Here is a 22,221-nt window from a genome sequence, read left to right as displayed (position 1 = left end):
TTCTAACTAGAAATTTAAATTTCTTAATTCCTAGAACACTTCCCGGAGACGCGACCCTTCCCGACCCTCCCGACCCTGCCAAATTACTTTCCGGCTCGGCTTTCATTTATTTCCTCGCCTAACAATCCCCTTTAGCACTCGGACGCCATTGCTTTTGCCTGACTCGATCTGACCTTTTGCATAGTCGATAAGACGTTTGCTAAAAGTCGAGGCCGATCCGGCTTTCACGCCTTCGCTCTCACACCAGTGGACGTAGGAGCCGAAAATCTCTGTGCTCGGGGTGCTGCCCTTCGATGGACCCACAACTTCGTAGCCCATGTCGTCCAGCCATCGGCCCAGCTTGTCTTGCGCTCCCCGGTAAGCCTCGGCGTTGCGCACCAAATCAGCGGGCGGCGTCTTCGGCAAGCCCTCCCGCTCCCACGCCACTCCACCTTGGATCGCCCACCAGAGCAGCCAACGCAGAGCATCGGCATCGCGGCCCTCGGCCATCACGTTCTGCAGCCATTGATCGGCCTCGGGCATGGATAGGTCATCGCCGTCCGTCGCGGCGAGCACCCCGGCACGGCGCCACCGCACGAGGAACGGGAACGGTGCGAGCCGGTCCCATAGCGCAGCATCCCCTTCCGCCACGTTTGGCAGAGGGTTCGTCAGCAGCACTAGAGTGAACGTCACCGCGTATTCGCCGCCGTCCTGGTAGTTGCCTCGGACGTTGATCTTGTCGCCGCCCGTTAGCATCTTCACTCGCGGCTCGTCCAGATACGCCGTATCGCTGGTCTCGCTGGCGAACACCATGCGAGTGCCGATAGCGCGCACGAGAAACGGAGAGGCACTCTCGGGATCACGACCCCGCGCGCTCGTCAGCAGCGCTGCCGCAGGCACTGTCGCGGCATAGTCACCAAGGGCGGCGGTCAGCGTCTTCGCCAGCACGCTCTTGCCGTTCGCGCCCTTGCCGTGCCAAATCTCCATCTGCTGGAGCGTGTTACGCCCCCGCAGCGCTGCGCCGATACGCATCTGCAGCCAGCGCTCGCGGTCCTCGTCCGTCTCGCCGTGACGCAGGCCAGTGATGCCTTCGACAAAGTGGCGCGCGCGGTATGCGCCCTCCCCGGTCGGTTCCGTGCCGTCATAAGCGACCGCGCACCGCTTCAGGACCAAATCGTCCTGCCGCTCTGCGCGGACCTCACCCGTGCGCAGGTCTACAACACCGTTTGGCACCGCAAGCAAGTCGCCGTCAACATCAAAGTCCGACAGCCGCCCCTGAATCTGCCTGCGCTCGGCAGCGTCCTTCAGCATGGCCTGACGCCCCGGCACGGACGAGCACTTGCTTTCCGCCCACTTGTGCTTAGCCGCAGCCTCTTTCTTCAGAGCCTCGCGCCTCTCTTTGTGCTCGTCATCCGCAGGCATTGCGGACGCCATGAGTTGAAGTCGCTGGGCGCGCAAGAAGTAATAACGACTGACCACGTTGGTCATCTCATAGGGCGTCGAGCCGACATTCACCCAGCGCGAGCCGTTCCAATGCACCCACTCATCAACGTCCTTCAGGTAGCGCACGTTGTTCTTGCCGAGCAGGCGCAAAAGCAGTGATGCGTTGCCCCGGTCGCTCAGGTCGGTATAGCTTTGGTTGAAGCGGTCTAGCGTTGCGAGCGCCCATTTCTTCGCTTCTTCCAGTTCTGTCACCGGCACCTGCGGTAGGGCAAATATTGCCTTGATGACGTCTTCCGGCAGAGGCCAGTACTCGCGATCCGTGCCGTACTTGGAAACGTACCAATCGTCATAGCCCTGCTTCTTGCCCTTGTCGTCCGTGCCGAAGTCGGGGAAGCGGGCCTGCACCCCGTAGCTGTCGAGTTCAAGGGCGAAGGTGGCTAATGCACGAGCCACATCGGGGTTGGTCGCCCAGTCGCCGTCGAACATTGCCAAATGCACTTTTCCCGGGCGCAACCCATCAAGAATGTCGAGCCGCACCGTCCGGCTTTGGGCCCCATCTTCGCCATCGCTCCCGTTCTCGGCGAAGTCGTTGCAACTGTCCATCACCATCGTCGGGATGCCCGTGGTCAGGTGGAACAGAACCGACTTCTTGAAGCCCTCCACCGACGCATTCATGTGTCCGATGTTGAACTCGATGGGCGATCCGACGCAAACGTGCGCGGCTGGCCTGCCCTTTGGCGCGATGTACTTGTTTAGGTCACGGTCGATGCGGTCCTTGTAGTAGTCGCTGTCGTACCAGAGCCTGTATCGGGCCTGTCCGTCATCGGTCGGCAGCAAAGGCTTCGGAGCAACCGGAAAGTCCGACGGCACAAGACCCGACTTCATAAGGTCTTCCAGCATGAAGCCTTCCGAGTCCGCAGTGACATGAGTCACATTCATTACGGCGCTCATCGCATTTCTCCCCTCAAGGCGCGCACCAACAGGACAGCGCGCTCGTAAGCATCGGCGGGCAGACGCTCAAACGTCGGCAGGGGCGGCTCGACCAGCGGGTCAGGCAGGTACCGGCGCAGCAGGTGGCGGTATTCCTTGCGGAACGACTTGATGCGGCTGCGTGGGCCGCGTTCGTATTGGTCAAAATGGCGACGGTAGTACTGCTGCGCCTTGAGCTGCCCATGGCTGCGCGGCTGGATGCCGAGGTCGCAGAGCAGATGAATGAGTGACCTGCCGGGGTACATGTAGAAACGTCGCGGCAGCTTCACTTCCACCCCTTCGCAGCCTCGGCGTTGAACGCGGCCTCGTCAGCCTCGTGTTGAGCCTGCGCGGCTTGCCCCTCCGCGATCAGTCTCTGCTCGATATTGATGCGAGTCATTTCGGCCTCCCTCGCGAACCTGGCGCGGGACTCGTCATCAGCACGCTTGGCGGCTTTGCGAGCGGGTTCTTCTTCGCGCCACTTGCGATAGGCAGCGAGCCAGCGTTCGGCGGTGTCGTCGCCGTACAGGTTGAGAAGTCCCGCGCGCAGGTCGGGCACCAGCTTTGGGCACCCCTTTTCGGCCAAAGACTGCCGCATCCATGGCAGGCCAATATTTAGTTCTTCGGCAAGGTCGGCCATCGTCCACTTACCAAGGGGTCCAGATGCAGGCATGTAAGCTCCATGCGGCAGCGCAACCCGAGGGCTGTACTACCAAAAATGTTTGGGAAAAGAACCCCCGGTGGCCGCGCAGGTCCGGGGGTTTAAGGCGGAGAAATCGGCTTTCGCTACCGACGATTAATAGTAGTTTTCCGGCGCTCGAAAGGCGAGAAAAGAACGCCGTGAAGGCCGACTATCGTTCTTGGGGCGAGGGCGCGACGCAAGCGATAACGTCCCGCTTCAAGTACCGGTAGACGCCACCCAACTTCGTGCGCGGCGGGAGCCATTTCTTGCGCTTGTAGTACATGTTGGTCAGCGACTCGGGCGACATGCGAAGGAAGGTGGCAACTTCTTCCGTGAGCATGACTTCTGGGAGGCCGGCGCCAAGTTCAGGGGGCTGCACGGTAAATCTCCCGCATGACCGGACAAAGAGCCTTGTCAAGCATGGCGCTTCGGTGTTTCGCTTGGTCTTCTGCGATTTCGGGTATGTAGCGCGAATGGAAGAAGGCGCTGATTGCAGCGTCTAATTCTTCCTTTGCCTTGACAACCAGAAGGGCATGCTGGTTGACAGCAGTTTCGGGCGATGTTTCGCCCAGGGATACGGCAGACATGACTCATCCTTGGTACAAGGACTGCCCGCCAGTCACAGGTCAATGTGGACCCAGAAACACCCGACGTTATCCCATAGGGGCGGTGATCGTCGGAAACCAATTTGTAACCCGGCTGCTTTGCTGCGGTCGCGAAAGCTCGGATGCTAGGAAGGAGTTTAAATTGCTTTCCTTGAGACCGAGAAGCGACTTCTTGAGGCCAAACGCGCCCAGCCCGTTTCCTAGCTTGTTTCCTAGCGACGCAACAAAATGATGAACCCTTCTCCCCCGAAAACCGTGCTTTACGGAATACCGAACTGCGACACCGTCAAGCGCGCCCGCGCCTGGCTCGACGAACACCACGTGGCCTACACCTTCCACGATTTCAAGAAACAGGGCGTGCCCGAGGCCGAACTCGACCAGTGGCTGAAAAAGCCGGGTTGGGAGGCGCTGGTCAACCGCCGGGGCACCACCTGGCGCAAGCTGGACGAAGCCACGCAGAACAGCGTGGTCGACGCCGCCTCGGCACGTGCCGTGTTGCTTGCCAACCCGAGCCTGATCAAGCGGCCGGTGGTCAACTGGGGGCCGAAAACCGGCGTTACGACGGGATTCGATGCCCAAACCTGGGCTGTGAACGCCGTGTAAACCCCGGAACCCCGTCTCGCCGGCCGGCCTCCAACCTCGATCTGCAGGAGAGAACACCATGAACAGACACGTTTTTCGCACCCTCGCGGGGCTTTCGGTGGCCGGGCTGCTGGCAACGGGCGCCGGCATCGCACAGGCGCAGCAAGTGGTCCAGGCCCGGGTGATTTCCGCCACGCCGATCCGCGAGACGACCGGCAGCGACGTCAGCTACAACGTCACCTACGAATACCAGGGCCGCCAGTACACGACGCGCACCACCAGCCGGCCAGGGGCCACGATCCCGATCCAGGCCAGCGCATATGGCGTGACGACAACGGGCGCAATCAGCATGCCCGTCCAGCCGCAGCCCCAGGTCTACCCGGTCGAGGCCAACAACGGCCAGCAGTACCAGCAAGACCCGCAGTACCAGGAGCAGTATCAACAGGGCCAACAAGGCGGCTCCCCCTGGGAAAACGTCGTGCCTGAGCCCGGCGTCGTGGTCTCCGGACAGGGTGCGCCGGTCTATGCGCAGCCGGCCCCGGTCTATGCGCCGCCGGTGTACGTGCAGCCGGCCTACTCCTACCCCTATGCACAGCCCTACGTCTATCCGCCGGTCGGCATCTCGCTGAACCTGGGCTACTCGCGCGGCTGGGGCGGCGGCTACTACGGCCGCGGCTACGGTGGCTACGGCTATCGCGGCTACGGCGGTTACCGCGGCGGCTGGCACCGCTGAGCGGGCGGGGCTTGGCCGAGCCCCTAAAATCGAGGACTTTCCCAACCCTGACGGGTGCGCCGCCGGTGCGGTGCGTCCTCGATTAGCCGAACGCCCCGTGCGCCGGCGCCACCCAATGACGACGATTACCGAAACACTGAACAGCGCCGCAGTGGCCACCAAGGCCAATGTGTATTTCGACGGCAAGTGCGTGAGCCACGGCCTTACGCTCGCAGACGGCACGAAGAAATCGGTCGGCGTGATTCTCCCGTCCACCCTCACCTTCAATACCGGCGCCCCGGAAATCATGGAAGGCACGTCGGGCAGCTGCGAATACCTGCTGGCCGGCACCACCGAATGGGTGGCTTCGGGCCCGGGCCAGAAGTTCAACGTGCCGGGCAATTCGAGCTTCCAGATCCGGGTGACCGGCGAGCCCTACAGCTACATCTGCCATTTCGGCTGAACCCGGGACCCTGACATGTCGACCATCCTCCAAAACGTTCCCGCCGGCCAGAAGGTCGGCATTGCCTTCTCCGGCGGCCTGGACACCAGCGCGGCCCTGCACTGGATGCGCAACAAGGGCGCGATTCCCTACGCCTACACCGCCAACCTCGGCCAGCCCGACGAGCCCGACTACGACGAGATCCCGCGCAAGGCGATGCTCTACGGCGCCGAGAACGCGCGCCTGATCGACTGCCGCGCGCAGCTGGCCAACGAGGGCATCGCCGCGCTGCAGGCCGGCGCCTTCCACGTCACCACGGCGGGCGTTACCTACTTCAACACCACGCCGCTCGGCCGCGCGGTGACCGGCACCATGCTGGTGTCGGCCATGAAGGAAGACGACGTCCACATCTGGGGCGACGGCAGCACCTACAAGGGCAACGACATCGAGCGCTTCTACCGCTACGGCCTGCTCACCAACCCCGCGCTCAAGATCTACAAACCCTGGCTCGACCAGGTCTTCATCGACGAGCTGGGCGGCCGCAAGGAAATGTCGGAGTTCATGCAGAAGGCCGGCTTCGCCTACAAGATGTCGTCCGAGAAGGCCTATTCGACCGACTCCAACATGCTGGGCGCCACGCACGAGGCCAAGGACCTGGAGCATCTGAACAGCGGCATGCAGATCGTGCAGCCCATCATGGGCGTCGCGTTCTGGAAGGACGAAGTCGAGGTCAAGCGCGAAACCGTCTCGGTGCGCTTCGAAGAAGGCGTGCCCGTCGCGCTGAACGGCGTGGCCTACCCGAACATGGTCGAGCTGATCCTGGAAGCCAACCGCATCGGCGGGCGCCACGGCCTGGGCATGAGCGACCAGATCGAGAACCGCATCATCGAAGCCAAGAGCCGCGGCATCTACGAGGCCCCGGGTCTCGCGCTGCTGTTCATCGCCTACGAGCGCCTCGTCACCGGCATCCACAACGAAGACACGATCGAGCAGTACCGCGACCACGGCCGCAAGCTCGGCCGCCTGCTCTACCAGGGCCGCTGGTTCGACCCGCAGGCCATCATGCTGCGCGAGACGGCCCAGCGCTGGGTCGCGCGCGCCATCACCGGCGAGGTGACGGTCGAGCTGCGCCGCGGCAATGACTACTCGATCCTGAACACCGAGTCGCCCAACCTCACCTACAAGCCCGAGCGCCTGAGCATGGAAAAGGTCGAGGGCGCCTTCACGCCGCTCGATCGCATCGGCCAGCTGACGATGCGCAACCTGGACATCATCGACACGCGCGAGAAGCTGGCGATCTACACCCGCACCGGGCTGCTGTCGTCGAGCCAGGGCGCTTCGCTGCCCAAGCTCGTGAACGACGACGAGAGCGGCAGCAAGTAAGCCAGCGCGCTCCATATGACGAACGGGCCCGATGGGCCCGTTTTTCTTTGGTGTGCCGTCGCGCGTGATGCGTGGCTCAGTCCCCGCCGCCTCCGCCGCAGCCGCCTCCACAACCCCCACCGCTGTCGCCGCCGCCGGAGTCCCCGCCCCCGCCATCACTGCCGCTGCTCGATTCGCTGCCGCCGAAACCGTTGGCATCGCCCGAGCTGCCGCCATCCGACGAGGACTCGCCGAATTCGCTGCCGCACTGCGCGGTCGAGCCGTTGTGCCGGTCGACTGCCTTGCAGTCGGGCACGTACTCGAAGCCGCCAGGAATCGCGAACTTGATGTCCAGTGCAAACAGCAGCGGCAGGCGCGTCGGCTTGCGCGGATCGATGCTCTCTTCCTTGCACGCCCAATACCAGCTGCGCCGCAGGCCGTCGTTGCGCTTGGGGTCCTTGCCCAGCACCTCGGCCGGGCTGTGGTGCAGCATGCCGCCGAAAGCCGCCTTGCACCAGTTCTGGTAGCCCTGCGTATGCAGGATGAACTCGTGCCAGGCGGTGTCGACCACCTTCGAGGGCATGGCGACGAACTTGCGCTCGCTGCGCAGGTGGGCCATGAAGAACTGGCGCAGGCCCCGCAGCACCAACTCGGCATCGCGGCGGCTCAGTTGCGGATGGGCTTCGCGCAGCTTGCCGATCAGGAAGGGCGGCAGCCGTGCCTCACGGATGAACTGGCGACGCAGGCTGGTCTCGAGGAACTTGAGCACGGCCGAAAACAGCGCCGCCACCAGGATCACGGCAACCACCACACCCCAGCGGTGCGAGCCGATGAACGCGGCCAGCAACGCAACAAGAGGCACCGCGCGCCGGGCCCATACCAGGGCGCCGATGCGCCGGCGGAAGTTCAGGTGCAGAAAGTCCAGATCCATCAGACCACCACCGGCTCCGGCTCCAGCCGGATGCCGAAGCGCTCGTACACGCTGGTCTGGATGGCCTTGGCCAGAGTCATCACCTCGCCGCCGGTCACCGGGTTCTCGCTGCCGCCGCGGTTGACCAGCACCAGCGCTTGCCGCTCGTACACGCCGGCATTGCCGACCGACTTGCCCTTCCAGCCGCACGCATCGATGAGCCAGCCGGCCGCGAGCTTGATGCTGCCGTCTGCCATCGGGTAGTGAACGATCTTGGGATCGCGCGCGATGATGTCGGCGCACTGTTCGGGCGTGACGGTCGGGTTCTTGAAGAAGCTGCCGGCATTGCCCAGCACGCGCCAGTCGGGCAGCTTGGCGCGGCGGATGGCGCAAACCCAATCGAAGATATCGACGGCACTCGGCGTGAAGTTGCCGGTTTCTTCCATCTTGCGTTCGAGATCGAGGTAGCCGACCACCGCTTTCCAGGGCTTGGGCAGCCGGAAACGCACCCGGGTGATGAGCGCCCGGCCCGCGAGGCCGAAATCGTTCGGGCCGCTGCGCACGTGCTTGAAGACCGAATCGCGGTAGCCGAAGGCGCACTGGGCCGCATCGAGCGTGAAGCTGCGGCCGGTGTCCAGGTCGATGGCGTCGAGCGATTCGAAGCGGTCCTGCAGCTCGACGCCGTAGGCGCCGATGTTCTGTACCGGCGAGCCGCCCACGGTGCCCGGAATGAGGGCCAGGTTTTCGAGGCCCGGGTAGCCGTTGCGCACCATCCATTCGACGGCGTCGTGCCAGATCTCTCCGGCGCCGGCCTCCACGATCCAGGCCCTCGGCGTCTCCTCGACCAGCCGCAAGCCCTTGATTTCCACCTTGAGCACCAGCGGCTTGACGTCGCCGGTCAGCACGATGTTGCTGCCGCCGCCCAGCACGAAACGGGGGGCGCCGTGCCAGTCGGGACCGGCCAGGAGTTCGGCGACATCGGCCTCGTCCGTGATGCGCGCCAGGCGCTGCGCGCGCGCGACGATGCCGAAACTGTTGTACGGCTGCAGGGGGACGTTGTGCTCCACGATCATGGGAGAATTGTCGCATCCAGCACAAGTGACATCAGGAGAGCCCATGCCGTCTTTCGATACCGTCTGCGAACCCAATCTGCCCGAAGTGAAGAATGCGGTCGAAAACACCGCCAAGGAAATCGCGACGCGCTTCGACTTCAAGGGCACGGCGGCCGCCGTCGACCTCAAGGACAAGGAAATCACCATGATCGGCGATGCCGAGTTCCAGCTCGTGCAGGTCGAAGACATCCTCCGCAGCAAGCTCACCAAGCGCAGCGTCGACGTGCGTTTCCTCGACAAGGGCGACGTCCAGAAGATGGGCGGCGACAAGGTCAAGCAGGTCATCAAGGTCAAGAGCGGCATCGAGAGCGAGCAGGCCAAGAAGATCACCCGCATCGTCAAGGACAGCAAGCTCAAGGTGCAGGCCGCGATCCAGGGCGACGCGGTGCGCATCACCGGCGCCAAGCGCGACGACCTGCAGGCCGCAATGGCGCTGATCAAGAAGGACGTGCCGGACATGCCGCTGTCGTTCAACAACTTCCGCGACTGATTCCATGAAATCCCTCGCCGCGGCGACGGCGCTTCTCCTGGCTGGCGTTGCAACGGCGCATGCGGCCAGTTCTGTGATGCTCACCGGCACCATCGGCAGCCGCGCGATCCTGATCGTGAACGGCGCACCGCCCAAGACGGTGGCGGTCGGCGAGAGCTTCCAGGGCGTGAAGCTGGTGTCGCTGCAGGCCGAGCAGGCCGTGGTCGAACTCGAGGGAAAGCGCGTCAATCTGCGCATGGACACGCCGGTCAGCATCGGCGGCGGCGGAGGGTCAGGCGGTGGCGGCAACCGCATCGTGCTGCCGGCCGACAGCCGCGGCCACTACATGACGCAGGGCACCATCAATGGCCGCACGGTCACATTCATGCTCGATACGGGAGCCACGTCGATCGCGCTGTCGGCTGGCGATGCACAGCGCATCGGGCTGGACTACAGCAAGGGCCAGCGGGTCCAGATGAGCACCGCCAACGGCGTGACCGTCGGGTACAGGCTGCGGCTGCAATCCGTGCGCGTCGGCGATGTCGAGGTCTACGACATCGACGCCATCGTCTCGCCCGAGCCGATGCCCTTCGTGCTGCTGGGCAACAGCTTCATCAACCGTTTCTCCATGCGCCGAGACGCGGACCAGATGGTCCTGGAAAAGCGGTACTGATTGCTCGCCGCAGGCTGCGCGCATTTCGTGTCGCTTCGCCAACCCCCTACCGGGCGCGGGCCGGCCGCGTCGGGCGGCCGTGCGCGGCGGCCCTCACAAAAAGTCCTGGCCGCTCAGGCTTGAGCGGCCGTGACGACGATCTCTATCTTGTAGGCCGCATTGGCCATCTTGGCCTGCACCGTCGCGCGCGGTGGCGTGTTGCCGGCCGGAATCCACGCATCCCACACCTCGTTCATCGCCGTGATGTCGGTGATGTCGGCCAAAAAGATCTGCGTCATGAGGATGCGCGACTTGTCGCTGCCGGCCTCGGCCAGCAGGCGATCGACCATGGCGAGTACCTGCGTGGTCTGGCCGCGGATGTCCTGCGAGGTGTCGTCGGGCACCTGGCCGGCGAGGTAGATGGTGCCGTTGTGCACGGCCGTCTCCGACAGGCGCGGGCCGACGTGAAAGCGGGTAATGGTTGCCATGGTGTTCCTCAAGCCTTTTTCTTCGAGCCGAGTTTCGACTCCGTGCCGGCCGCGAGCCGGCGGATGTTTTCGCGGTGCCGCCAGACCAGCAGCAGACTCATGATGATGATCGCAATCAGCACCGTGCGGTCGAGTGGCCACGCAATGTTGCCGCCCAGGAGGTAATAGGCCGGCGCAAAAAAGGCAGCCACCAGCGACGACAGCGACGAATAGCGGAAGAAGATCGCGATGATCAGCCAGGTCGCGCCGGTCGCCAGCCCCAGCCAGGGCGCGATGCCCACCAGCACGCCCGCTGCGGTGGCCACGCCCTTGCCACCCTGGAAGTTGAAGAACACCGGGTACAGGTGCCCCAGGAAGGCCGCGAGGCCCGCCACGGCGGCAACGCCATCGCCAAGGCCCCATTGCGCGCCGAAATGGCGGATCAGGAACACCGGCAGCCAGCCCTTGAGCGCGTCGAGCAGCAGCGTGGCCAGCGCCGCGCCCTTGTTGCCCGAACGCAGCACGTTGGTCGCGCCGGGGTTGCCGCTGCCGTAGCTGCGCGGATCGGCCATGCCGAGCGACTTGCTCACGATGACCGCGAAGGACAGCGAGCCGATCAGGTACGACGCCACGATGGCGATGAGGGACGGCAGGTGAAAGCTCAAGGCAGCGCTCCGCGGGAATGGTTTGTTCTTATCGGGCGGCTGCGTCGTGAGGCCGACGCGCCGCGGCGGCTATTCTGCCAGCGCGCACTGCACCGGCTTGGCCCCCAGCAGCGCCACGCACACCTGCGGATCGATGCCGACGAGGTAGCCGCGCCGCCCGCCGTTCAGCACGATCCTCGGCAGTTCCAGGATGGTCGATTCGACGTAGACCGGCATCTGGCGCCGCGTGCCGAACGGCGAAGTGCCGCCCACCATGTAGCCGCTGTGGCGCTGCGCCACCTCGGGCTTGCAGGGCTCGACCGACTTGGCGCCGATCTGCCGCGCGAGGTTCTTGGTCGACACGGTGCGGTTGCCGTGCATCAGCACGATGAGCGGTTTGGCGTCCTGGTCCTGCATCACCAGCGTCTTGATGACGGTGAACGGATCGAGCCCGAGCATCTCGGCGCCGCGCTGCGCGCCGCCATGCTCCATGTATTCGTACGGATGCTCGGTGAAGGCGATCTTGTTCGCCCGCAGCAGTTGCGTTGCGGGCGTTTCGGAGACATGGACCTTCTTGCCGCTCACGCCGCCGGGTCCCGGATGTCCCAGCGGATCCTGTCGATCTCGGCCAGGATTTCTGGCGACAGCGTGGTGCCGTAGGCATCGATGTCTTCATCGAGCTGCTCGAGCGTGCGCACGCCGATGATCGTGCTCGCCACCTGCCACTTGGTGTAGCAGAACGCTAGCGCGAGCTGCGTGGGCGTGAGGCCGTTGTCGCGCGCCAGCTGGTTGTACAGGCGCGCGGCCTTCAGCGCGTCGGGGCGGCCCCAGCGCAGTTTGCGCACCGACTCGTAGCGGGTGATGCGGGCTTCCTCGGGCGCGTCGGGCCCGGTGATGCCGCTCTTGTCGTATTTGCCGGTCAAGAGGCCGTAGGCGAGCGGCGAATAGGCCAGCAGCGAAACACCCAGCCGGTGCATCGTCTCGTCCAGCCCGTTCTCGGCGCCGCGGCTCGCGAGGTTGTAGACGTTCTGCACCGTCGCCACGCGCGGCAGGCCGTGCTGCTCGGCCAGGCGCACGAACTCGTGCACGCCGTAGGGCGTTTCATTCGACAGGCCGATCGCGCGGATCTTGCCGGCCTTCACCAGCTTGCCGAAGGTCTCCAGCTGCTCGAGGATCGGGGTCTGCGTGACTTCCTTGGCCGGGTCGTAGTAGATGTTGCCGAAGGCCGGCACGTGGCGCTCGGGCCAGTGGATCTGGTAGAGGTCGATCGTGTCGGTCTTCAGGCGCTTCAGGCTCGCCTCGCACGAGGCAACGATGTCGGCGGCCGTCATGCCCACGCCTTCGCGCACCCAGGGGGTGTTGCGCAGCGGGCCGGCGACCTTGGTGGCCAGCACGAGCTTCTGGCGCGCGCCGGGGTTGGCGGCAAACCAGTTGCCGATGATGGTTTCGGTGACGCTGTAGGTTTCCTTGCGGGTGGGCACCGAGTACATCTCGGCGGTGTCGATGAAGTCGACGCCCCGTTCGAGCGAACGGCTCAGGATGGCGTGGGAGGTGGGCTCGTCCACCTGCTCGCCGAAAGTCATGGTGCCGAGGCAGATCGGGGTGACGTGCAGGTCGCTCTGACCGAGTTGGATCTTTTTCATGCGCGGGATGCTACCGCCCTCCCCCGCAACGCGCTTGCCGCACGGCCAATGCCCGAGTGCGGGCTGTCGTCTGCCGGACTGCCCGAACGCGCCCCGCTCCTTATCATCGGCGCCCATGTACCAAGCCCTCCGTCCCTCGCGCAGCGAATTCGTGCCCGTGCGCAACCTCAGCTACCACGTGCGCCTCTGGGGCGAGCCCTCCCCGGACCGTCCGCCGCTCGTGCTGGTGCACGGCTGGATGGACGTCGCGGCCTCGTGGCAATTCGTCGTCGATGCGCTGGCACAGGACCGCTTCATCATCGCCCCCGACTGGCGCGGCTTCGGCCTCACCGATGGCGGCGGCGTCGACAACTACTGGCTCGCCGACTACCTGGCCGACCTCGAATGGCTGCTCGACCACTACGCGGGCGAAGGTGATGCGGCCCGCCCGGTCGACCTCGTCGGCCACAGCATGGGCGGCAACGTCGCGATGCACTACGCGGGCGTGCGGCCCGCGCGCATTCGCCGGCTGGTCAACCTCGAAGGCTTCGGCATGCCGTTTCGCAAGCCCGACGAAGCGCCCGCGCGCTACGGCCAGTGGATCGACGAGCTCAAGGGCCTGCACCGCGGCGAGAAGGCGCTCGCCGGCTACTCGGCCGCCGACGGCGTGGCGCGCCGCCTCATGAAGACCAACCCGCGCCTCACGCAGGACAAGGCCGACTGGCTCGCGAGCCACTGGTCGGCCGGCCACCCGCAGCCCGACGGCAGCATGCGCTGGCAGATCCTGGGCGAAGCGGCGCACAAGATCGTCAATGCGCACATCTTTCGCGTCGATGAAACCCTCGCGCTCTATGCGCGCATCACCGCGCCGACGCTGATGGTCGAGGCGTCCGACGACAGCCTGCAGGGGTGGTGGAAGAACCGCTACACGCTCGATGAATTCCACGAGCGCCTGAGGTCCGTGCCCTCGGTGCGCATCGAGCGCCTGGACGACGCGGGCCACATGCTGCACCACGACCAGCCGCAGCGCGTGGCGCGGCTGATCGAAGATTTCCTGGCCTAGTTTTTCTGCGTCGCCTGTGTCGCGCGGCGCAATGCCGCGCGTGCCAGCAGACGCGTCGAATCCAGCGTGGGCAGCGGCGAATTGGCGTCGCTCATGATCAGCGGGATCTCGGTGCAGCCGAGCACGACCGCATCGCAGCCCTCCTCGTCCTTCAGGCGCTGCATCACCCGCTGGAAGGTGGCCACGGCATCTGGCTTGAAGACGCCGTAGACCAGCTCTTCCATGATGATGCGGGCGATCTCGTCGCGCTCCTCGATGGTGGGGCGAACGTGTTCAAGTCCGCGGGCCGAGAGCTTCTCCGGGTACACCTCGCTGTCGGTCAGCCAGCGCGTGCCGGTGATGCCGATGCGGCGAAAGCCGCGCTGCGCGGCCTCGTCAGCAACGCACCCGGCAATGTGCAGCCAGGGCAGCGGCGATCGCCCTTCGATGAACGGCAACGCCTGGTGGATGGTGTTGTCGGGGCAGACCAGAAAGTCCGCGCCGATCTTCGCGAGCTTGTGCGCCGATGCGAGCATCACCTCGCCCACCCCGCGCCAGTCGCCGCGGTAGATGTGTTCCATGTAGTCCGAGAGCGACGGCGTGTGCATCGAGACTTCCGGATGCGCATGCGGCCCGAGCAGCTTCGCGCCCTCCACGCAAATGGTCTGGTAGCAAAGCGATGCGCCTTCGGCCGAGCAGCCGACGATTCCGATGTGCTGGGTCATGGCGGCATCCTACAAAAGGCGCGCCGCCATGCCCAGCCCCCGGCATATCGCTCAGGCGTGGCCCGCTTCGCTGTCCAGGTGCGCCATCTGCGCGGCCGCGTAGCGCTCGCCCGCCGCCGCGCCCTTGGGCACGGCCTGCTCGATGGCCGCGAGGTCGTCCGCCCTCAACGCCACGCCCAGCGAGCCCAGCGCTTCGTCGAGCCGCGTGCGCTGCCGCGCGCCCACCAGCGGCACGATGTCGTCGCCCTGCGCCGCCACCCAGGCGATCGCGATCTGCGCGACCGTCGCGCCCCTGGACTCTGCGATCTTGCGCAGCGCCTCGACCAGCGCGAGGTTGCGCTCGACGTTCTCGCCCTGGAAGCGCGGGCTGTGGTTGCGGAAATCCGTCGCGCCCGCGCCGCCCTTCTGCCAGTGCCCGCTGATGAGACCGCGCGAGAGCACGCCATACGCGGTGATGCCGATGCCCAGTTCGCGGCAGGTGGCCAGGATGTCGTCCTCGATGCCGCGCGAGATCAGCGAATACTCGATCTGCAGGTCGGCAATCGGGTGCACGGCGGCTGCCTTGCGGATCGTGTGCGAGCCCACTTCCGACAGGCCGATGTGGCGCACGTAGCCGGCCTTCACCATGTCGGCGATGGCACCCACGGTGTCCTCGATCGGCACGCTCGCATCGAGCCGCGCGGGGCGGTAGATGTCGATGTGGTCCACGCCCAGCCGCTGCAGCGAATAGACCAAGAAATTCTTCACTGCCGCGGGACGGGCGTCGTAGCCGATCCAGCCGCCGGCCGGATCGCGCATGGCGCCGAACTTCACGCTCACCACGGCCGCATCGCGCTGCGAGCCCTTCAGCCCCTTGAGGGCCTCGCCGATCAGCATCTCGTTGTGGCCGCTGCCGTAGAAATCGCCGGTGTCCAGCAGCGTGACGCCCGCGTCCATCGCGGCGTGGATGGTTGCGATGCTCTCGGCACGGTCCGACGGGCCGTACATGCCCGACATGCCCATGCAGCCGAGGCCGATGGCGGAGACTTGCGGGCCCTTGGCCCCGAGATGACGTGTGTTCATTGCGGCTTCCTTTGTGACGGTTTCGCTCGCGGTTGCGAACGGCATGGCTGGAGTCTGGAAGGAAATACGGCGTTCGATAATCCGCCTGTCACCGCACGAGCTGTGCAATAAACCGCACAATCCCGCCATGACCGCTCCCGACCTCTCGGACCTCGGCGCCTTCGTCGCCGTCACGCGCGCCCGCGGCTTTCGCGGTGCGGCCGCCTTGCGCGGCGTGTCGCCCTCCTCGCTCAGCGAGGCCATGCGCCGGCTCGAAGCGCAGCTGGGCGTGCGCCTCCTGAACCGCACCACCCGCAGCGTCACGCCCACCGAAGCCGGGCAGCGGCTGCTGGACCGCATCGCCCCGTCGCTGGACGATATCGCGGGCGCGCTCGACACGCTCAACAGCTTTCGCGACAGCCCCACCGGCACGCTGCGGCTCAACGTGCCGACGATCGTCGCGCAGCGCGTGCTGCCGCCGCTGGCCAGCCGCTTCCTGCTCGCGCACCCCGGCATCACGCTCGAGGTGACGACCAACGACACCTTCATCGACGTGCTCGCGGCCGGCTTCGATGCGGGCATCCGCTATGACGAGAGCATCGCGCGGGACATGATCGCCGTGCCCCTGGGCCCGCGCATGCAGCGCTTCGTGGCCGCCGCATCGCCGGGCTACCTTTCGGCGCACGGCACGCCGAAGCATCCGACCGACCTGCTGCAGCACGCCTGCATCGGCCACCGTTTTTCAAGCGGCGTACTCGCGGCCTGGGGCTTCGTCCGCCGGGGCAAGGTGGTGAAGATCACGCCGAGCGGGCCGCTGGTCGCTTCGACGATCGACCTGGAATTGCATGCGGCCGAATCGGGCCTGGGCGTGATCTACACCTTCGACGAGTTCCTGCGCCCCTCGCTGGACAGCGGCGCGCTGGTACCGGTGCTGGAAGACTGGTGGCAGGGTTTCTCGGGCCCCTTTCTTTACTACCCGAGCCGCACGCACATGCCGGCACCGCTGCGCGCCTTCGTCGATTTCCTCAAGGCCGAAGCGGCCGCCTGATATCCGCCGACCGGATATCCAAGCGCGCAAATCTTCGTTCGCGCTGCAGGCGCCGCCGCCTAGAGTGGCCGACTCTTTTGCCGTCTCCCGGAGTCACCGTCATGCCCTCGTCCTCGCGCGCGCCCTCGTGGCTGCGCCGCCTCGCCCCGCTGTCCGGCGGCCTTGCACTGAGCCTGCTCCTCGGCATTTCGGCCCACGCCGACGACCTGCGCGTGGGCTTCATGCCCGGCCCGTACCGCGATGCCTTCACCAACGGCATCGAGCCCCAGCTCAAGAAGCTGGGCTACACCGTCAAGTACGTCGAGTTCAGCCAGGGCGTGCAGCCCAACGATGCGGTCGAGCGCGGGCAGATCGACGCCAACATCTTCCAGCACTCGCTGTACCTGAACGCCACCAACAAGCAGCAGGGCTTCGACCTCGTGCCGGTGGTGCATGTGCCGACGCCGCCGATGGGCCTTTATTCGCAGCGCCACAAGTCGCTCGACAAGGTGCCCGACGGCGCGACCGTCACGCTGCCCGCCGACCCGGTGAACGCGGCGCGCGCGCTCAACATCCTCGCGGCCGTCGGCTGGGTCACGCTCAAGCCGGGTGTGAGCCCGCTGAGCGTGTCGGAGCGCGACATCGTCAACAACCCCAAGCGCCTGAAGATCGTGCCGCTGGACGCCGCGCAGGCCCCGCGCTCGCTGGCCGATGCCGACCTCGCGGCCGTGCAGGGCAACTTCGCCGTCGCCTCGGGCCTGAAGCTCACCGAGGCGCTCAAGCTCGAAGACATGACGCTGCCCTACGTGAATGTGGTGGCCGTCAAGCGCAGCAACGAGAACGCGAAGTTCGCGAAAGACATCGTGGCCGCCTACCAGTCACCCGAGTTCCAGAAGTTCTTCAGGGCCAACCCCGTGTGGGCGGGCTACCGGTTGCCGGACTACTTCAGCCAATGAGCAACCACAGCGCACCGCGCAGGCAACTGCACCTGAACGTCAACATCCTGCATTCGGGCTTCGTGCCCTCGGCCTGGCGCCTGCCGGAGAGCGACCCGTGGGCGTTCGCCGACATCCAGCACTACATCCGCACCGCGCAGATCGCCGAGGCGGCCAAGCTCGATGCGATCTTTCTCGCGGACAACGCGGCCATCGTGGACCAGATCCACTTTCGCCCGATCACCGCGCTGGAGCCCACCATCCTCCTGGCCTGCGTGGCCGCGGCGACGACGCACATCGGCCTGATCGCCACCGCCTCCACCAGCTACAACGAGCCCTACAACATCGCGCGCCGTTTCTCCACGCTCGACCACGTGAGCAACGGCCGCGCCGGCTGGAACATGGTGACCACGGCCGACCTGCCCTCGGCCCGCAACTTTGGCCTGGACACCACGCCCGACCACACGAAGCGCTATGCCCGCGCCTCGGAGTTCGCCGACATCGTGAAGGCGCTGTGGGACAGCTGGGAAGACGACGCCTTCGTCGGCGACAAGGCCACCGGCAGCTTCATCGACCCGGCCAAGGTGCACGCGATCGCGCACCGCGGCGAGCACTTCGCGGTGCAGGGCCCGCTGAACCTGCCGCGTGCGCCGCAGGGGCATCCGGTGCTGGTGCAGGCCGGCGCTTCGGCCGATGGGCGCGAGCTCGCGTCGCGCCATGCGGAAGCCGTGTTCTCGGCCTCGCAGTCGTTCGAGGAGTCGCTCGCCTACGCCCGCGCCCTCAAGACCCGCGCCGCCGAACTGGGCCGCGGGCCCGATGCGGTGAAGGTGCTGGCAGGCCTCACCACCATCGTCGGCAGCACCGAAGCCGAAGCCCGTCGTCGTCGCGACGAGCTGGTCGACCTGATCCCGTGGGACTACAGCCTCACGCGCATTGCGGGCACGCTGGGCATCACGCCCGATCGCCTGAAGCTCGACGAGCGCCTGCCCGAGAACCTGCCGCTCCCCGGCAATGGCAACGGCAACCACACCTTCTTCAACGCGGTGGTCGCGGCCGCCCGCACGCACGGCTACACGGTGCGCCAACTGATTCGCGAGCTCGCGGGGGGCGGCGGGCATCGGGTGATCGTCGGGACGCCGGAACAGATCGCCGACGACATCGAGCATTGGTTCAAGGGCGGTGCGGCGGACGGGTTCAACCTGATGCCCGATGCGCTGCCGCACGGGCTGCAGGACTTTGTGGATGGCGTGGTGCCGATCCTGCAGAAGCGGGGGATCTTTCGTACCGAGTACGAAGGGCGCACCTTGCGCGATCACCTCGGGCTGGCGAGGCCTGGGGGGCGGCCTGCGCAGCGGCTGGCGGCTTGATGTGTTTCTCCCTCCCGCTGGGGGAGGGTCGGGGTGGGGGCACGCGGCCTTCGCGCATGCACAGCTTTTGCAAGCGCCGCTTGCCCCCATCCCAGCCTTCCCCCGGAAGGGGAAGGAGCAATACCACACCTAAGACCGGGGACGCGTTCTGACTTTCTCCCTCCCCTCCCGGTGGAGGGTCGGGGTGGGGGCACGCGGCCTTCGTGCGTGCACAGCTTTTGCAAGCGCCGCTTGCCCCCATCCCAACCTTCCCCCGGAAGGGGAAGGAGCAATGCCAACACCTGAGACGGGCCCGCGTTCTGACTTTCTCCCTCCCCTCCCGGGGGAGGGTCGGGGTGGGGGCACGCGGCCTTCGCGCATGCACAGCTTTTGCAAGCGCCGCTTGCCCCCATCCCAACCTTCCCCCGGAAGGGGAAGGAGCAATGCCAACATCTAAGACCGGGGCCGCGTTCTGACTTTCTCCCTCCCCTTCCGGGGGAGGGCCGGGGTGGGGGCGCGCGGCGTCGAACTTGCGAGCGACGCCCTCGAAGCCCGATCCCACCTTCACTCTTCGTCGGCGTCGTTCCCTGTCAGCGACAGCACCTCTTCGACAAAGGCCTCGAACAGCGGCAACTCGGCAGGCAGCCCATCGAGAGCCTCCGCCTCCCCCGCATCGAAGAAATGCGGCTTGTCCGAGGGAATGGAAACCCACTCGCCCCCTTCGAACAACAGCCCCAGATACCCATCTGCAACAGGCAGATAGAACAACCCCGCCCCATCGAGCGCACGCTGCCCCTTCTTCGCCTTGCCCCGCCCCCAGCTCACGCCCTGCTGGGCCAGATGCTCGGTGATCCAGCCGTCGCACACGTGCGTGTCGCGCCAGTTGGCTTGGGCATCGAATACGGCGAGCACGGGCATGAGAGGCGTCCTTCGTTGAAGTTGACTACTGCAGGAAGCTGGGCTTGGCGTAGCCCTGGAACTTGGTATCGACCACCGTCTTGAATTCCTTCGAGTGGTAGGCCTCGACGATGTCCTTGGCCCAGGCCGAGTTCTTGTCGCCGGTCTTCACCGCGACCACATTGAGGTAGTAGTCGGGCGTCTTCTCCAGCACCACGGCCTCGGTGAGCTTCAGGCCCGAGGAGATCGCGAAGTTGCCGTTGACGATGGCGTACTCGGTGTCGCCCAGCGAGCGCGGCAGTTGCGCGGCTTCGAGCGGAATGAACTTGAGCTTCTTCGGGTTCTCGGCCACGTCCTTTTCAGACGCCCGGATCGGGTCCACGCCGGCCTTGATGGTGATGAGCTTGTTCTGCTCCAGCAGCACCAGCGCCCGCGCCAGGTTGCTCGGGTCATTCGGGAGCGTCACGCGGTCGCCCTCCTTCACGTCGGCCAGCGTCTTGCGCTTGGTCGAATACACGCCCAGCGGCGCGATCGGGCCCTGCACCAGTTCGGCGAGGTCCAGCTTCTGGTCGGCGGAGAACTTCTTCAGATAGACCTGGTGCTGGAAGAAATTGGCGTCGAGCGAGCCCTGGGCGAGCGCGAGGTTGGGTTGCACGTAGTCGTTGAACTCGACCAGCTTCACCTTGTAGCCCTTCTTCTCGAGGATGGGGACGATGCCGACCTTCAGCTGGTCGATGTTCGAGCCGGCGGTGCCGCCGATCACGAGGTTTTTCTTGGCGTCTTGCGCCTGCGCGAGCGAGAGGCCGCCGAACGACAGCGCGACGAGGGACAGGGCGAGGACGGAGCGGCGCAGCAATGCGGTTTTCATGGAATGAGCAACAGGAGAAAAGAGAAAAGGAGAAAAGAAGGAAATCAACGCTTGTCCAGCCTGCGCGCCGTGGTGTTCCCCACGAATTGCAGGATCTGTACCAGCACCACGAGCAGCGCCACGGTGAGCACCATCACGTCGGTCTGGAAGCGGTAGTAGCCGTAGCGGATCGCCAGGTCGCCGATGCCGCCGCCGCCCACCACGCCGGCAATCGCCGAGTACGAGAGAAAGCTCACCGCCAGCACCGTGAGCGCGAGCACCAGGCCCGAGCGCGCCTCGACCACCAGCACGCGCCAGACGATCTGCAGCTCCGAGGCGCCCATGGCGTGCGCCGCCTCGATCACGCCGCGCGGCACTTCGCGCAGGCACTGGTCCACCAGCCGCGCGAAATACGGAATGGCCGCGAACGACAGCGGCACCGCGGCCGCCAGCGGCCCGATGGAGGTGCCCGCGATGATTCGCGTGAACGGCACCAGCGCCACCAGCAGGATGATGAAAGGGAACGACCGCACCGTGTTCACGATCCAGTTCAGCACCAGGAACGCCGGCTTGTTTTCCAGCGACTGGCCCGGCCCCAGCAGGAAGAGCAGGATGCCCAGCGGCCCGCCGATCAGCACCGCGGCCGACAGGCCGATGGCCAGCATCATGAAAGTCTGGCCCGTGGCGGTCCAGAGCTCGGGAAGGATGGGGGCGATGTTCTCAAACATAGGCCACCTCCTCGGCATTGCGCGCGGTGGATGCGGAACGCGGCTCGACCGGCAGGCGCGCCTCGCGCTCGCGGCGGCGCACCAGCTCGTCGATCTCGCGGCCGAGCGCGGTCTTGCGCTCTTCGCTCGGCGCATCGACGGCGAACTGCTCCACCAGCCGGCCCTTCTCGAGGATGGCCACGTTGCGGCACAGCACCTCGACCACCGAGAGCTCGTGCGTGACGATCACGATGGTCACGCCGATCTTCTGGTTGATGTCGCGCAGCGTCTCGAGCAGCGCGCGGGTGGTTTCGGTATCCAGCGCCGAGGTGGGCTCGTCGCACAGCAGCACCTGCGGGCGCGGCGCCAGCGCGCGGGCGATGGCCACGCGCTGCTTCTGGCCGCCCGAGAGCTGGGCCGGGTAGGTGTCGATCTTTTCGGCGAGGCCCACGAGGTCGAGGCATTCGCGCACCCGCTCATTGATCTCGGCCTTGGAGTGGCGGCCGTGGATCTTCAGCGGGAAGGCCACGTTGTCGAACACCGTGGCGTTCTGCAGCAGGTTGAACTGCTGGAAGATCATGCCGATGTTCTGGCGCGTGTCGCGCAGCTCGCGGCGCGAGAGCGTGGTGAGGTCGCGCCCGCCGACCAGCACGCGGCCCGCATCGGGACGCTCCAAGAGGTTGATGAGGCGCAGCAGCGTCGACTTGCCGGCGCCGCTCTTGCCGATCAGGCCGAACACGTCGCCCTGGTGGATGTCGAGCGAGAGCGACTGCACGGCGTCGAACACCTCGCCGCTGGGCAAGGCGAAGGACTTCTGCACCGATTGGAGACGGATGACCGGCTGCTCCGCGTTGCCGCGGGCCGTATCAGGCGAATGGTTGGTCATGGAGAGAGGCACGGCCTGCATGAAGGCAGGTCGCGGAGTTCGCAAAAAGGTGCCGAGTATGAAAACAAAGGCGCCAAAAGGGAACGAACAAATCGGCGCTTGCTTATGCATGAAAA

The 22,221-nt window shown here is 65.8% G+C and carries 26 protein-coding genes; 10 read left to right on the top strand and 16 right to left on the bottom strand.

From position 1 onward, the window contains the following. Positions 1-102: 102 nt before the first annotated feature. From RT97_RS28235 to RT97_RS33265, 4 genes are all read right to left on the bottom strand, one after another. Positions 103-2,373 carry a DNA primase family protein gene (locus RT97_RS28235; RefSeq protein WP_042582169.1) on the bottom strand — a complete coding sequence of 757 codons (2,271 nt, stop codon included), beginning with the start codon at positions 2,371-2,373 and terminating at the stop codon, positions 103-105. After that, positions 2,370-2,687, bottom strand: a complete 318-nt coding sequence (locus RT97_RS28230; protein WP_155403917.1) for a hypothetical protein — start codon at positions 2,685-2,687, stop codon at positions 2,370-2,372. Before RT97_RS28230 ends, RT97_RS28235 begins: the two co-directional genes overlap by 4 nt. Beyond that, positions 2,678-3,031, bottom strand: a complete 354-nt coding sequence (locus RT97_RS28225; RefSeq protein WP_155403916.1) for a hypothetical protein — start codon at positions 3,029-3,031, stop codon at positions 2,678-2,680. The genes RT97_RS28230 and RT97_RS28225 overlap by 10 nt, the downstream gene beginning before the upstream one ends. A 407-nt stretch (positions 3,032-3,438) precedes the next feature. Further along, positions 3,439-3,660, bottom strand: coding sequence for a hypothetical protein (locus RT97_RS33265; RefSeq protein WP_155403915.1), 222 nt, complete (start codon positions 3,658-3,660; stop codon positions 3,439-3,441). 249 nt (positions 3,661-3,909) lie between these two features. Here RT97_RS33265 and RT97_RS28220 point away from each other — a divergent pair, with 249 nt between their 5' ends. The 4 genes from RT97_RS28220 (at position 3,910) to argG (ending at position 6,797) form a co-directional block, all read left to right on the top strand. Further along, entirely contained in the window at positions 3,910-4,281 is a 372-nt protein-coding gene (locus RT97_RS28220; protein ID WP_042582198.1) for an ArsC family reductase, read from the top strand. A 58-nt stretch (positions 4,282-4,339) separates the two neighbouring features. Further along, complete coding sequence (locus RT97_RS28215) at positions 4,340-4,993, top strand: hypothetical protein (protein WP_042582166.1); 654 nt, start codon at positions 4,340-4,342, stop codon at positions 4,991-4,993. A 115-nt stretch (positions 4,994-5,108) separates the two neighbouring features. Further along, the gene (locus RT97_RS28210) at positions 5,109-5,435 is read left to right on the top strand and encodes a pyrimidine/purine nucleoside phosphorylase (protein WP_042582165.1); all 327 of its coding nucleotides are present in this window, start codon (positions 5,109-5,111) and stop codon (positions 5,433-5,435) included. 15 nt (positions 5,436-5,450) lie between these two features. Beyond that, a complete protein-coding gene (argG, locus tag RT97_RS28205; RefSeq protein ID WP_042582164.1) occupies positions 5,451-6,797 on the top strand; it encodes an argininosuccinate synthase in 1,347 nt (448 codons plus the stop codon). A gap of 76 nt (positions 6,798-6,873) precedes the next feature. Here the strand turns inward: argG and RT97_RS33560 are convergent, their stop codons facing one another. Then, positions 6,874-7,707 (bottom strand): glycine-rich domain-containing protein, encoded by an 834-nt coding sequence (locus tag RT97_RS33560; RefSeq protein WP_042582163.1) that lies wholly within the window; start codon positions 7,705-7,707, stop codon positions 6,874-6,876. Beyond that, positions 7,707-8,759 (bottom strand): UDP-N-acetylmuramate dehydrogenase, encoded by a 1,053-nt coding sequence (murB, locus tag RT97_RS28195; protein ID WP_042582162.1) that lies wholly within the window; start codon positions 8,757-8,759, stop codon positions 7,707-7,709. The genes RT97_RS33560 and murB overlap by 1 nt, the downstream gene beginning before the upstream one ends. 43 nt (positions 8,760-8,802) lie before the next feature. Between murB and RT97_RS28190 the strand changes: the two genes are divergently transcribed. Together RT97_RS28190 and RT97_RS28185 are read left to right on the top strand one after the other, a co-directional pair. Then, the gene (locus tag RT97_RS28190) at positions 8,803-9,288 is read left to right on the top strand and encodes a YajQ family cyclic di-GMP-binding protein (RefSeq protein ID WP_013542743.1); all 486 of its coding nucleotides are present in this window, start codon (positions 8,803-8,805) and stop codon (positions 9,286-9,288) included. Positions 9,289-9,292: 4 nt separating this feature from the next. Next, positions 9,293-9,940, top strand: coding sequence for a retropepsin-like aspartic protease family protein (locus RT97_RS28185; protein ID WP_042582161.1), 648 nt, complete (start codon positions 9,293-9,295; stop codon positions 9,938-9,940). A gap of 113 nt (positions 9,941-10,053) precedes the next feature. Here the strand turns inward: RT97_RS28185 and RT97_RS28180 are convergent, their stop codons facing one another. The 4 genes from RT97_RS28180 to RT97_RS28165 all read right to left on the bottom strand — a co-directional run bounded on the left by RT97_RS28180 (position 10,054) and on the right by RT97_RS28165 (position 12,673). Further along, on the bottom strand, positions 10,054-10,407 hold the full coding sequence (locus RT97_RS28180; RefSeq protein WP_042582160.1) for a RidA family protein: 354 nt from the start codon (positions 10,405-10,407) through the stop codon (positions 10,054-10,056). An 8-nt stretch (positions 10,408-10,415) separates the two neighbouring features. Beyond that, the gene (gene plsY, locus RT97_RS28175) at positions 10,416-11,051 is read right to left on the bottom strand and encodes a glycerol-3-phosphate 1-O-acyltransferase PlsY (RefSeq protein WP_042582159.1); all 636 of its coding nucleotides are present in this window, start codon (positions 11,049-11,051) and stop codon (positions 10,416-10,418) included. Between the two features lie 69 nt (positions 11,052-11,120). Beyond that, the gene (locus RT97_RS28170; RefSeq protein WP_042582158.1) at positions 11,121-11,615 is read right to left on the bottom strand and encodes an aminoacyl-tRNA deacylase; all 495 of its coding nucleotides are present in this window, start codon (positions 11,613-11,615) and stop codon (positions 11,121-11,123) included. After that, a complete protein-coding gene (locus tag RT97_RS28165; protein ID WP_042582157.1) occupies positions 11,612-12,673 on the bottom strand; it encodes an aldo/keto reductase in 1,062 nt (353 codons plus the stop codon). The genes RT97_RS28170 and RT97_RS28165 overlap by 4 nt, the downstream gene beginning before the upstream one ends. Before the next feature lie 115 nt (positions 12,674-12,788). On the opposite strand from RT97_RS28165, the gene RT97_RS28160 reads away from it, so the two are divergent. Further along, positions 12,789-13,715, top strand: a complete 927-nt coding sequence (locus RT97_RS28160) for an alpha/beta fold hydrolase (RefSeq protein ID WP_042582156.1) — start codon at positions 12,789-12,791, stop codon at positions 13,713-13,715. Here RT97_RS28160 and RT97_RS28155 read toward each other — a convergent pair. Both RT97_RS28155 and RT97_RS28150 read right to left on the bottom strand, forming a co-directional pair. Then, positions 13,712-14,419, bottom strand: a complete 708-nt coding sequence (locus tag RT97_RS28155; protein ID WP_042582155.1) for an aspartate/glutamate racemase family protein — start codon at positions 14,417-14,419, stop codon at positions 13,712-13,714. The two genes, RT97_RS28160 and RT97_RS28155, sit on opposite strands and share 4 nt — an antisense overlap. 51 nt (positions 14,420-14,470) lie before the next feature. Next, positions 14,471-15,481 carry an aldo/keto reductase gene (locus tag RT97_RS28150; RefSeq protein WP_042582154.1) on the bottom strand — a complete coding sequence of 337 codons (1,011 nt, stop codon included), beginning with the start codon at positions 15,479-15,481 and terminating at the stop codon, positions 14,471-14,473. Between the two features lie 127 nt (positions 15,482-15,608). On the opposite strand from RT97_RS28150, the gene RT97_RS28145 reads away from it, so the two are divergent. The 3 genes from RT97_RS28145 (at position 15,609) to RT97_RS28135 (ending at position 18,789) form a co-directional block, all read left to right on the top strand. After that, positions 15,609-16,508 carry a LysR family transcriptional regulator gene (locus RT97_RS28145; RefSeq protein ID WP_042582153.1) on the top strand — a complete coding sequence of 300 codons (900 nt, stop codon included), beginning with the start codon at positions 15,609-15,611 and terminating at the stop codon, positions 16,506-16,508. Positions 16,509-16,609: 101 nt separating this feature from the next. Beyond that, positions 16,610-17,443: a MetQ/NlpA family ABC transporter substrate-binding protein gene (locus RT97_RS28140; protein WP_042582152.1), complete on the top strand. Its 834-nt coding sequence runs from the start codon at positions 16,610-16,612 to the stop codon at positions 17,441-17,443. Beyond that, a complete protein-coding gene (locus RT97_RS28135) occupies positions 17,440-18,789 on the top strand; it encodes an LLM class flavin-dependent oxidoreductase (protein WP_042582151.1) in 1,350 nt (449 codons plus the stop codon). Before RT97_RS28140 ends, RT97_RS28135 begins: the two co-directional genes overlap by 4 nt. A gap of 543 nt (positions 18,790-19,332) precedes the next feature. Here the strand turns inward: RT97_RS28135 and RT97_RS28130 are convergent. From RT97_RS28130 to RT97_RS28115, 4 genes are read right to left on the bottom strand one after another with little or no spacing between them, the layout of a single operon-like run. Continuing rightward, positions 19,333-19,686, bottom strand: a complete 354-nt coding sequence (locus RT97_RS28130; protein ID WP_042582150.1) for a hypothetical protein — start codon at positions 19,684-19,686, stop codon at positions 19,333-19,335. Positions 19,687-19,711: 25 nt separating this feature from the next. Beyond that, positions 19,712-20,533, bottom strand: a complete 822-nt coding sequence (locus RT97_RS28125) for a MetQ/NlpA family ABC transporter substrate-binding protein (protein ID WP_042582149.1) — start codon at positions 20,531-20,533, stop codon at positions 19,712-19,714. 44 nt (positions 20,534-20,577) lie between these two features. Beyond that, positions 20,578-21,240, bottom strand: coding sequence for a methionine ABC transporter permease (locus tag RT97_RS28120; RefSeq protein ID WP_042582148.1), 663 nt, complete (start codon positions 21,238-21,240; stop codon positions 20,578-20,580). Continuing rightward, the gene (locus tag RT97_RS28115; protein WP_042582147.1) at positions 21,233-22,105 is read right to left on the bottom strand and encodes a methionine ABC transporter ATP-binding protein; all 873 of its coding nucleotides are present in this window, start codon (positions 22,103-22,105) and stop codon (positions 21,233-21,235) included. The genes RT97_RS28120 and RT97_RS28115 overlap by 8 nt, the downstream gene beginning before the upstream one ends. Positions 22,106-22,221: the final 116 nt, after the last annotated feature.

The organism is Variovorax paradoxus (assembly GCF_000834655.1).
GTDB classification, from domain to species: domain Bacteria; phylum Pseudomonadota; class Gammaproteobacteria; order Burkholderiales; family Burkholderiaceae_C; genus Variovorax; species Variovorax paradoxus_F.
The sequence above is the reverse complement of the archived record's forward strand: the minus strand, read 5'-3'. Positions and strand labels throughout refer to the sequence as shown.